This is a genomic window from Sphingomonas sp., assembly GCF_051962185.1.
Lineage (GTDB): Bacteria > Pseudomonadota > Alphaproteobacteria > Sphingomonadales > Sphingomonadaceae > Sphingomonas.
On the sequence record NZ_JBQCCN010000337.1, the window covers coordinates 16,378 to 27,609 of the forward strand.

At 62.0% G+C, this 11,232-nt stretch carries 10 protein-coding genes and 1 tRNA gene; 5 read left to right on the forward strand and 6 right to left on the reverse strand.

Annotation, left to right across the window (positions count from 1 at the left end; genetic code table 11):
• Positions 1-2 precede the first annotated feature (2 nt).
• Positions 3-776, reverse strand: a complete 774-nt coding sequence (locus ACTHJR_RS20560; protein ID WP_440525288.1) for a WYL domain-containing protein — start codon at positions 774-776, stop codon at positions 3-5.
• Between the two features lie 75 nt (positions 777-851).
• On the opposite strand from ACTHJR_RS20560, the gene ACTHJR_RS20565 reads away from it, so the two are divergent.
• The 5 genes from ACTHJR_RS20565 to ACTHJR_RS20585 all read left to right on the forward strand — a co-directional run bounded on the left by ACTHJR_RS20565 (position 852) and on the right by ACTHJR_RS20585 (position 8,478).
• Complete coding sequence (locus ACTHJR_RS20565; protein WP_440525289.1) at positions 852-1,997, forward strand: exonuclease SbcCD subunit D; 1,146 nt, start codon at positions 852-854, stop codon at positions 1,995-1,997.
• Positions 1,994-5,071 (forward strand): AAA family ATPase, encoded by a 3,078-nt coding sequence (locus ACTHJR_RS20570; protein ID WP_440525290.1) that lies wholly within the window; start codon positions 1,994-1,996, stop codon positions 5,069-5,071. Before ACTHJR_RS20565 ends, ACTHJR_RS20570 begins: the two co-directional genes overlap by 4 nt.
• A gap of 181 nt (positions 5,072-5,252) precedes the next feature.
• Entirely contained in the window at positions 5,253-6,464 is a 1,212-nt protein-coding gene (locus tag ACTHJR_RS20575) for an SIR2 family NAD-dependent protein deacylase (protein WP_440525291.1), read from the forward strand.
• The gene (locus tag ACTHJR_RS20580) at positions 6,464-8,269 is read left to right on the forward strand and encodes an ATP-binding protein (protein ID WP_440525292.1); all 1,806 of its coding nucleotides are present in this window, start codon (positions 6,464-6,466) and stop codon (positions 8,267-8,269) included. The genes ACTHJR_RS20575 and ACTHJR_RS20580 overlap by 1 nt, the downstream gene beginning before the upstream one ends.
• Positions 8,269-8,478: a KTSC domain-containing protein gene (locus tag ACTHJR_RS20585; protein WP_440525293.1), complete on the forward strand. Its 210-nt coding sequence runs from the start codon at positions 8,269-8,271 to the stop codon at positions 8,476-8,478. The genes ACTHJR_RS20580 and ACTHJR_RS20585 overlap by 1 nt, the downstream gene beginning before the upstream one ends.
• Before the next feature lie 541 nt (positions 8,479-9,019).
• Here the strand turns inward: ACTHJR_RS20585 and ACTHJR_RS20590 are convergent.
• The 5 genes from ACTHJR_RS20590 to infA form a co-directional block, all read right to left on the reverse strand.
• Positions 9,020-9,095 (reverse strand) — tRNA-Phe (locus tag ACTHJR_RS20590).
• Positions 9,096-9,123: 28 nt separating this feature from the next.
• Positions 9,124-9,300: a DNA gyrase inhibitor YacG gene (locus ACTHJR_RS20595; protein WP_440525294.1), complete on the reverse strand. Its 177-nt coding sequence runs from the start codon at positions 9,298-9,300 to the stop codon at positions 9,124-9,126.
• Entirely contained in the window at positions 9,297-10,235 is a 939-nt protein-coding gene (locus tag ACTHJR_RS20600) for a ribonuclease (protein WP_440525295.1), read from the reverse strand. Before ACTHJR_RS20600 ends, ACTHJR_RS20595 begins: the two co-directional genes overlap by 4 nt.
• Positions 10,228-10,797: a Maf family protein gene (locus tag ACTHJR_RS20605; protein WP_440525296.1), complete on the reverse strand. Its 570-nt coding sequence runs from the start codon at positions 10,795-10,797 to the stop codon at positions 10,228-10,230. Before ACTHJR_RS20605 ends, ACTHJR_RS20600 begins: the two co-directional genes overlap by 8 nt.
• Before the next feature lie 117 nt (positions 10,798-10,914).
• Positions 10,915-11,160: a translation initiation factor IF-1 gene (gene infA, locus ACTHJR_RS20610; RefSeq protein WP_026325702.1), complete on the reverse strand. Its 246-nt coding sequence runs from the start codon at positions 11,158-11,160 to the stop codon at positions 10,915-10,917.
• Positions 11,161-11,232 lie beyond the last annotated feature (72 nt).

Here is an 11,232-nt window from a genome sequence, read left to right on the forward strand (position 1 = left end):
AACTAAAATCGCTCGAGGCGGGCGCCGGGCCGGTCGAGCCCCCAGCGTCGCTCGACATAGAAATCGAGGGCGCGCCGGGTCTGGAAGGTCAGCGCCTCGCCTTCGAATCCAAATTCCCGCTGCACAGCGCGTCGCTGATCGGCTGATAGATCTTGCCGCGGCCGAAGCCTCACCTCGACGATGGTCTCCCAGTCGGTGTCTGGTGGGAGCTGTTCTTCGATCGGCCGCGTCGCAAAGCTACTTTCAGCCGAAACGCGGATCGGAAGAAAGTCGCGCCACTCCTTTCGATCATCGCTCCACGCCCTGACATGCAGTCGTTCGCCATCACTCGCAATCTGCGTCGGCGCGATCCACTGGCGATCCCGCCGGCCGCTCGTCATCGATACATAGTCGATCTCCACGAAGCATTTCCGTTCGATCGCCTGATTGAGCTCCCGCATTACTTCCTGGGGGCAATGGCGCGCGGGGCCAGGCAAACGAGTGAAGGCAGTGCCATGGGCATTGGCATAGATGGTCTCGAGCGACGCCGGGGCCGGTGTGTCACTCAGCCCGAGATGGCCTTTGGCGGCCACGTACATCTTCCTGACGGGGTCATAAGTCGGAACCGGAGACGCAACCCTTTCGAGATATACCCGAAAATCGACGGCTGCTTGCGCGTTCGAGATGCCGAAGGCCTCGATCAGATCGCGCCGATTGGCCTGCCCCAACCAGACAAAGCACTGGTCAAGATAATGGAGGCGCGCCCGCATCGCGGGTTTCGGTTCGAGTTCGGTCATAGCGGGAGCATAGTTGACTCCCGTTGGGTAATCCATCTAGTTTCTACACGAATAAAAATTATACGGACTCAGGGCATGCGTATCTTGCACACGAGCGATTGGCATCTGGGACGCCAGTTCCATGGGGTAAGCCTGGAAAGCGATCATGATGCGATTATCGCGCAGGTCGAGGCGGCCATCGTTGAGCATCGGCCCGATGCATTGATTATCGCGGGGGACATTTTCGACCGGCTCACGCCGTCGCAGACTGCTTTGCGCCGATTTTCGGATTTCGTTCGCAACGTAACCGCGGACGGCAAATTATCCATCGTCCTGATCGCCGGCAACCACGATGCTGCAGCGCAGATCGGCGCGATGGGGATCCTTGCGAGCACCGATCATGCCTTGGTTCGAGGCCCGCTCGATCGGGACGAACGGCCGCTCCTCATCTCGGACGAACATGGCGTCGTGGCTATCTCCGCTCTGCCGTTCGGATATGAGTTCTCGGCTCGTGCCTGTTACGAGAATCAAGGCATTAACTGCCCGGCCGATGTCCTTGCCGAGCAGATCGCGAGCGCGCGGCGTCACCTGCCGCAGGGCGTTCGATGGGTTGTCGCAGCACACGCTTTCGTGGAGGGTGCCACCACGAGCGAGGGCGAGCGCCCGTTGACGCGGTCGGTGGGCGGCATCGAAACGGTTCCGGCATCGCTTTTCGACGGCGCCCACTATGTCGCCTTGGGGCATCTTCACCGTCCCCAGGCCGTCGGGGTCGAACACATTCGATACTCGGGCGCGCCACTCGCTTTCGGATTCGACGAGGAGGGACACGCGAAGTCGATGACACTCGTTGACCTCGCCGCCGACGGCTCCGTTTCGCTAACAGAGCTCCCCCTCGTTCCCGTGCGCAGGGTGAGAGCCATCAGAGGAAAGCTGGCCGAACTCCTCGCTGCGCCAGAAGGCTCGGCCGACCTGATCCGAGTGGTGCTGACCGACGAGCACCCTCAGATCGACCCCATGAAACGCATCCGCGCGCTCTACCCGAACGCGGTGCAGCTTAACTATGAACGCGAGGATAGGCCGCAAGAAAGGCGTCTGATCGATGGTCGCGGAGCGCTCGACCAACCTCGCGAGGTGATCGCTAATTTCGTGCGCTTTGTCCGCGAAACTCCCATCACCGACGCCGAGACAGCCCTCGTCGATGACGCTGTTGCCGGCCTCACTGGTGGGGGAGAAGGAGCATGAAGCCCATCAAGCTCTTCATGTCCGCATTCGGCCCCTATGCTGGTGCAGAGGAGATCGACTTCCGCGATGCGATCGATGCGGGCCTGTTCGGCATCTACGGACCGACAGGGTCGGGAAAGTCCTCAATCTTCAGCGCCATGACCTTCGCTCTTTTTGGCGAGGGTGCGAAGAAGGAACAGGCGATCATCACGATGCGGTCGCAACACGCTGATCCCGACCGCATGACCGAGGTCTCGTTCCTTTTCGAACTTGGTGATCGGCGGTATTTTGTACGTCGTCAGCCCGACCAAGCGCGACCCAAGAAGCGCGGCGATGGCGAAACCATCGATAGCCACGCCGCTTGGCTGTTCGACGCCACCGATGTTTCGATCGACGAGGTGACAGCCGACAATTGCGGCGTTGTCCTTGCCGAGAAGAAGGTTGGGGAGGTGGGCCGGCAAGTTCGGGAATTGCTTGGCTATGGAGCCGAGCAATTTCGGCAGATCGTCCTTCTGCCGCAGGGCCGGTTCGAGAAGTTCCTTCTCGCCAACAGCGACGAGCGCGTTGCCATCCTCCGCGATCTGTTCGACGTTTCCCTCTATCGTGACATTACCCAGCGAATGAAGGAAGGCGCCGTTTCCGCGAAGCGCGAGTTCGAGGATGGTCATCGGGTCGTTGCTCAGCGGCTGACCGAGAACGGCTTCGTTAGTACTGATGAACTATCGACTGGTATTGAGGTCGCTCAAAATCGGGAGACTGAGAGCGATCAGGCCGCCGTGGCCGCCGAGACGATTTCGGCCGCCGCTGACAAGGCTCATAGCGACGCAGAGGCACTCGAAGCGCGTTTTTCGGCCGTCGAGAACTCTCGACTTTCGCGCACCAATCTCGAGACGCAGCGGAATGAGATCGATGCGGCCGAGCGGGCGGTCACCACAGCCCAGAAAGCGCTGAAGGCGACCGATTTGGAGGCTCGGGTCGAAGAAGCGGACCGGTTTCTCGAGGGCGCGACTGCCGCAGAAACCAAGGCTCAGGAAAACGAGCTCAAGGCGAAAACGGACCATGACGAGAGTGAAGCGGCTTTCGCGGCCGCGGAAACGGCGGCTGCGGCGGTTGATGGACTGATCAAGCGATCGAACGAGTTGGAGCGCCATCGTGAAGCCTTGACCGGCGCGGCCGACCTGAAGGCGAAGTCAGACCTCGCGACCGCCGATCATTGTGCTGCCCAGGATGCCTTCGACATTGCAGATGCAGCGCGATCTCGCCTCGAGACGCTAGGCAATGATCTGTCCGAGCGAGTTGAAGTCGCCCGCGGCGACAATCTCAAGCGAGCCCAACTAGCGGCGAAGCTGGGTTCGTTGCGCGAGGAGTTTCGAGCCGCCAAGGCATTCACCGACGCAACCCAGCGCCTCGACGCAGCCACCGATGATCTGGGGAAGGCGAGGGCCAAACGCGACCAGACGGCCGCTCTTGTGACAGTGTCGCAAGAGCAACTGGAACTCGCTGAACGCGCTTTCATCGGGGCCCAGGCCCAAATGCTGGCAAGTACCCACCTGGTGGATGGCGAGCCTTGTCCGGTTTGCGGAAGCGCGGACCATCCTCAGCCAGCGCGCGGCGATGGCGATCCTAAGCGCCTCGAGCGGGATTTTAACGAGACACGCCGAAAGCATGACGGCATTGTCCGTGATGCGACGATCGCCGAAGGTGCGGTCACACCCGCAGAAGCCCTCGTGACCGACCGGACGAAGCTCTTGGCCGAGCAGTCCGCCCCGAGGGCGGCAATGGCGATCATCGAGAAGGAGGGGCGTGAGGTCGCTGACGAATTGTCGGCCCTTGGAGAACCGGTCGACCTTGGGTCGATGGAGGGTGAACTCGTCGACGCGAGGCGACAGCTCGAAGACGCGCTTGTCGCTGCCAACGCCGCCCAATCTCACCTGCAGGATCGGAAGACCACGGAAGCTGTTGCTGCGCGATCGTACCGGGATGCCATCTCGGGAGTTCCCGAGGCGCTGCGCGAAGCGGGCGTCCTCGATACAGAGGCATCAAATGTTGATCAGCAGATCAGATCGCTTCGGGAGTCGGTGGCAGCCGCCGACAAGCAGCGCCAATCTACAGCTCTTGCGAAGGCGACGACGGCTGAACAGCACACTGCTGCGTCTCGCGCCGTCAGATCGGCGCGATCCACAGTCACGAGTGCGAGGGACGCCTTCGCGCGGCGGTTGGAGGAAGTTGGTCTTTCGCCCGAAGAGTATCGGAATGGCGTCAAACAGATTCCCGAGATCGCTGCGCTCACTGCCAAGGTCCAAAAGTTTCGCGATGACGTGGCTCTCGCGGATGCTCGAGTCCGGGAAGCTGAACTGGCCGTCGAGAACCTCACGCGACCGGATCTGAGTATCACAGCACAGAAGGCGGAGGCGGGTCGTGCGGATGCCCTGGCTGCGCGCCGGACGGCAGCAGAGATGGAAGCGGCTCTCAAGCTGCTGGTCGATCTTCGGGCCTCGCTCCTGCAGCAGCTCGATAACCTTCAGAGGCTCGAGCGCGAAACTGGGCCCCTGCGGGGTCTAGCTGATGCGTTCGCCGGAGATAACACGTTCAAGACGCCGCTTGAGACCTTTGCGATCGGAGCGATGTTCGATCATGTTCTGGACGCAGCCAACCTCCGGCTCGCCCCGATGACGGCTGGCCGCTACCGGTTCGAACGCGATATCGAGTCGGTGGGTGGGCGGAGCAAGCGCGGACTCGATGTTCGCGTCCATGATATCGAGACTGGGCGTGCAAGAGAGATCAGCACGCTGTCAGGCGGCGAAACCTTCATCGCGGCGCTCTCTCTCGCGCTTGGCTTGGCCGATATCGTCGAGATGAGTCATGGCCAGATTCGGCTCGACACCATCTTCATCGATGAGGGCTTCGGAAGTCTGGATACCGACAATGACGGCGGCACGCTCGACCTGGTCCTGAACGTCCTGCAGGAGATCGTCGGCAATAGCCGGGCGGTCGGCCTGATTTCCCACGTCCCAATGGTCCAGCAAGCCGTGCCGAACGGGTTTTCGATTGTGAAGTCCGCAGGCGGTAATCGTATCGAACGTCGCATTGCCTAGTCAGCGAAATTTCGATGCCAGCCGCCAGGGGGTGCGAACGACCACATGTTTCAGCATCTGCCGTTCCGATGAAAATGATGGTCTCCTCTGCCGATCACGATAGACGGGCGAGGTCGAGCGTGGAATATAACGCTGATAGCTCGAAGCAAGGATGCGAGAGCTATCGTCGGGGGACTGCAAGTTGACTGTCAGTGTTCACAATCCTGATCAGTATATGGCGGCGTTACGGACGATTATCGCGCAGGGTCGCAAGAGGATCGGACTGTTGGTTGGCGCTGGAGCTTCTGCCGGCATGGCCAAGCCTGATGGCACTTACCCGCTTATCCCGGCGGTCGCGGGCCTCACTGATCAGGTTCTCACGACGCTTGCACCGACCTATCAGCAACAGATCGACGGCCTGAAAGGCGAACTCACACAGCACGACATTGAGACGATCCTTTCTCGAATTCGCTCACTCAGCAAAGTGATCGGATCGGCAAAAGTCCACGACCTCGATGGCCTCGGCTTTGCCACTTTCGGCGAAGCGATCTGCACCGAGATCGGCAAAATCGTGGACGTCCGATTGCCGGAGACTGAATCGGCTTATGCCAATCTCGTGAACTGGATCACAGGCACAACGCGTGACTATCCAGTCGAGATTTTCACCACGAACTACGACCTACTGTTCGAAGAAGCGTTTGAATCCATGCGGGCGCCGTATTTCGATGGTTTCACGGGCGGTCGCGAACCGTTCTTCGACCCCGTGTCAGTGTCGCGCAGCGACCTTCCCGCGCGATGGACGCGACTCTGGAAACTCCATGGCTCGCTCGGCTGGCGTGCAAGTTCCAAGGGAGAAGTGATCCGAACTGGCCAAAGCTCGGCGAGTCACCTCGTCTTCCCCGAACATCTGAAGTACGATCAGACGCAGAAAGCTCCCTACGCAGCTTTGCTCGATCGTCTTCGTGCGTTCTTGCTTACCCCCGACACGCTGCTGGTCTCTATCGGTTTCTCCTTTGCCGACGCACATATCGCAGCCAGGCTGGATGAAGCACTCGCAGCGAATCCATCCTCCAGCGTCTTCGCGTTCCAGTACAAGATACTCGAGGAAGAGGGGCCGGCGTGCGATCTTGCGCGCCGCCTGCCAAACTTTAGCGTCTATGCGCGCGACCAAGCAAAAGTGAACGGCATTCGCGGCGCATGGAAGGCGCCAGCCGAACTTCCAAACAAAGACTGGGGGCCAATAAGGTCGACCTATCTCGACAAGGACGGAAACTTTACGCTTGGAGCAATCGAACCCTTTGCGCGCTTTTTCGCGGCATCGCGTTCGGTTCAAGCATTTTCCACACCACCTGCGCCGACGGCCACAACGGCGGGAACGCCAGCGCCAACAGTCACCGCTCCTTCAGTGGCCTGATGAACGCTCCGACCCTTCTCGGTCATGTTGGCTCTGTAGCGGGTGCGACCATCAGCGTGCGCCAGTTCGAGGGCGTGGCATCGGGCATCGCAATCATTGGAGGACGGAGCTACCGGGTCGGTCAGGTTGGTAGCTTCGTGCGGATACCTCAAGGGTATCACGACCTATACGCGATCATATCCGAGGTCGGCGCAAGCGCGACACCAGCAACGCTCAACGATGCACTCGATCGCGGCGACCGATGGATGACCGTTCAACTCGTCGGCGAGATTGTGGAGGTATCGTTCGAGCGAGGCATCAGCCAATATCCAAACGTGAACGATGAGGTGCATCTCGTCACCGAGGAGGATTTGGCCAAGATCTACGGTGCGGAGTATGCCGGACAGGTAGTGGTGGGACGACTGGCCAACGCCGAGAGTATTCCCGTCCGCCTGGACCTCGACAAGCTGGTCACTCGTCACAGCGCAGTGCTTGGCTCGACCGGGTCGGGCAAATCCACGACCGTCGCCAGCTTGTTGCGATCGATTTCGGCGCCGGGCGGAGCAGGCTTTCCGAGCGCCCGCATTCTTCTGCTCGATATCCACGGTGAATATGGCCGTGCGCTCGGCGACAACGCTGAGATTTTTCGAATCACACCGGGAGACGGTGAGAAGCAGCTGGTCATTCCGTACTGGGCGCTGCGACCCACCGAAATCCTCAACTTCCTGTGCGGGAAGATGGACGATCGTGCGACGACCGCAATCCTCGACAAAATCTTCGCGGCTAAAAGTACGATAGCGGAGGCAGACAATTTGCCGGGCGTCGACCTGAATTCGATGACCGTCGACAGCCCGATCCCGTACAGCTTGCGAAACCTGTGGCTCGAGATGATCGATCCAGAGGTCAAAACCTGGCTCGATCAGGCAAAGACACAGCCGGCGATCGTACTTCCCGGCGACGCGGCTACGCTTCGCCTGCCGACCTACCAGCCTCACACGACGACCAATACGGCACCCTATCAGAACAACATTGGTGTGCTAGGCATCCGCAAGCAACTTGATCGTATGCGGTCACGTATGCTCGATCGTCAGTTCGAGTTCTTGCTCAAGCCCGGCGACTGGGAGCCTGACCTGACCGGTCATGCGGCGAACGACCTTCCTGCTCTTCTCGAAAGCTGGATTGGCCACGAGAAGGCGATAACCGTGCTCGATCTGTCGGGTATCCCCAGCGCCGTTCTCCTAGATCTGATCGGCGCGATTCTATCGATTATCTATGAGGCACTCTTCTGGGGTCGCGAGCGCGAGGAGGGTGGTCGAAAGCGACCCCAACTCGTCGTTATGGAAGAGGCGCACCGGTATCTGGGCCGAGAAGCTGACAACCCCGCTCGCGAGATGGTCCAGCGAATCGCTAAAGAGGGGCGGAAGTTCGGCATCGGTGCGATGATTGTCAGCCAGCGTCCTTCCGAAATTGACGACACCATTCTCTCCCAGTGTGGCACATTCGTCGCGTTGCGCCTCACCAACTCCACTGACCGCAGCAAGGTGCAAGCCGCTTTGCCCGATAACCTGAGCGGTATTGCCGACAGTCTATCGGTTTTACGGACAGGAGAAGCCATCATAACGGGCGAAGCCGCCCGACTGCCAGTGCGCTGCCGCGTTACCCTGCCACCAAAAGACCGTCGCCCAGACAGCGAAGATCCGCTCGTCGCAGACAGCTGGAAGCGAGCTCGGGGCACTGAAGATTATGATCAGCTTGTCGCAGTATGGCGTGCACAGGATCCAAAATGGAAGCCGCCAGAGACGGACGAGAACGCAGGAGGGAACTGATGGAACGACAGGCTGTAACGTCGGGCAATTTGGCCGAGGTCGGATATGACCCCGAGCTGGAGACGCTCGAGATCCAATTCAAACACGGCGGCGTTTACCAGTATTTCAACGTGCCTGTGTTCATGCATGAGCGTCTCATGACCGCGGACTCGCTAGGTCGCTTTTTCAACGCGGAAATTAAAGGTCATTATCCGGAGGCAAAGCTCTAGCGCACCGACTCAAAATGTCGGAGAATTCTCCAAACGATGTTGGACTCTGCTGAGATGCCTCTCAAGACCGGCATGTCCTGAACCAGCCGACTCTTTGCAGATCTGCCTTCCCGGTTGAGTCCACTGGACGCCCTGATAGGACGTGCCACTCGAACGATCCTAGGGAATGGCAGTAAAGCCCCAGTCCGCGCCATCGCGGCTCGGATTAATGAATGGCCGCTATCAGGAAGCTCTCATGGCGGTCCGAATGTCCGGTTTGAGGGCGCGAGCAGACCGGCACGTTGCGCGACCGAACGGCAGCTTCCCTCGTTCTTGCCACCCCAACCAGACAGGCAGGAGACGGCCCAATAGCTGCCGTAGCACCAAGTCGTTTTGCGCTGTCGCGGAGCCAGTGGAGACGATCAGAGATTCGCGGCGGGGGAAGCGCGGTAACGCGCGTCTCCAAGACAATGCTGAATCCCGCTCACGGCTGACAAACGCGCGGAATCCACACGCTTTTTGCGAGACCGGCGAACTATCGTGTTTTGGAGACCGGAAGGGATGGTGCCCAAGGGCGGAATCGAACCACCGACACTGCGATTTTCAGTCGCATGCTCTACCAACTGAGCTACTTGGGCGTATCCGGCGAAACGCGGAAGGCGCCCTCTAATCGGTCGAAACGGCGCTGTCCAGTGCTTCCGGATCGGCCGGCCCGGCGGGGATGCGATATCCCTCGCCCAGCCATTGCAGCAGGTCGCGATCCTTGCAGCCGCGGCCACAAAACGGCTTGTGCGCGGGGTCGGTGGGATTGCCGCAGAGCGGGCAGGCATCGGGCTTGGTCATGACGTGAACGAGATGGGGACGCCGGTGCGCCGCGACAACTCGGCGACGAGCGCCGGCCGGGTGGCGAGCCAGGCGGCGACGCGTGGTCCGGCCGGCTGCATCGCGGGCACCGGCGGCGGCGTCCGCTCGATCGCGCGGAGCAGCGCCAGCGCCGCGGTCGCGACGGGATCGGCGCGGAGCGTTTCGGGGAGTGACGCGCGGGGACGGGGGCGGACGATCTGCAGGAAGCCGAAACCGTTGACCGCGGTGCGCTCGAACGGTTGCGGCAGGACGGCGTCGATCGTCTCGGCGGCGGCCTGGCGTTCCGCCTTGTTGCCGAGCGTCGGGAAGTCGATCCCGATCGATCCGCCGATATCGAGCCGCAAGATCGCCTCGGCGGCGGCGCGCGCGGCGGCGATCGCCAGCGGGGCGGGGGCGCCCGCGCCGTCGACGTCGAACAGAGTCATCGCTGGCGTCGGCGACATTCGGAGAGCGCCGCCGGGGAAAGCGATCTCGCCCTGCTCGGCTTCGTCGAGCACTTCCGACCAGCCGGCCGCCTCGAGCGCGTCGGACTCGTGCGCCCGCAGCGTGCGGACCGGAAAGCCGCTGGCCTGGCACCGCGCCGACAAATCGTCGGCGGCGCGCGGCGTTTCCTCGCTCGCGGCGACCTTGGCGAGCTTGGCGCGGCCAGCTTCGGGGATGGCTTCGCGGATCACTTCGACCGTCAGCCGCGCGCCCAGCGTCACGCCTGGCGGCACGCGATCGATCACCGCGGGCCCCTCGGCGGTCTCGACCCGGCTGAGCCCGGCGGCGACCCGCTCGATCAATTGGCCCTCGAGTATCGCACCGAGCTTGAGGCCGCCCGGCCGCTCGATCCGTGCCTGAAGAATGCGGCCGTCCTCGACCAGCGCGGCGCGGGATTCGCCGATCCCGGCCTCGTAGAGCCACTCAGCCAAGCGGAAGGCCCGCGGAGCTCAGCAGGGCACGGGTCTCGAACACCGGCAGGCCGACGACGTTGGAATGGCTGCCGGCCAGATAACGGACGAACGCTTCCGCCTTGCCCTGGATCGCGTAACCGCCCGCCTTGCCCATGCCTTCGCCGCTGGCGACGTACCAGTCGATCTCGGCCGGTGAGAGCGCCTTGAACGCGACGATCGTGTCGGCGACGCGGACGCGCGGGCGCCCGTCGGCACCGACCACGCAGACGCCCGAATAGACATGGTGCCGCCGGCCCGACAGCAGGCCGAGCATGCGGCGCAAATCGGCCTCGTCGACCGGCTTTTCCAGGATGCGGCGCCCGACCGCGACGGTGGTGTCGCCGGCCAGCACGATCTCGTCGGGGGCGCGCTCGACTGCCAGCGCCTTGGCCTCGGCGAGCCGCGCGACATAGGCGCGCGGCGCCTCGCCCTTGAGCGGGGTCTCGTCGATATCGGGCGCGGCGAGTCGCGCCGGCACGATCCCGATCCGCGCGAGCAGTTCGCGGCGGCGGGGAGAGGTGGAGGCGAGGACGAGATTCACGCTGAGGCTTCTATCAAGCCCCTCCCCTTCAGGGGAGGGTTTGGGGTGGAGCAGTCACGGGCGATGCGCTCTGCGAAGCATCCGTCCCATCGCCCGCCCTTCAGGGATGGGGCGAGGTTATTGCGGCCCCGGTCCGCCGCGGCCCGGCATGAAGCGGTAGGTGATGCGACCCTTGGTCAGGTCATAGGGCGTGAGTTCGACGAGCACTTCGTCGCCGACCAGCACGCGGATGCGGTTCTTGCGCATCTTGCCGGCGGTGTGACCCAGTATCTCATGGTCGTTTTCCAGCCGGACGCGGAACATGGCGTTGGGCAGCAATTCCACCACCTGGCCGCGCATTTCCAGAAGTTCTTCTTTAGCCAAACAATGCCTCGTGAGTATGCGGGCCGCGCCGCGTGACGCGCGCCCTTAGCGGATGGGGAACGAAAAGGGAAG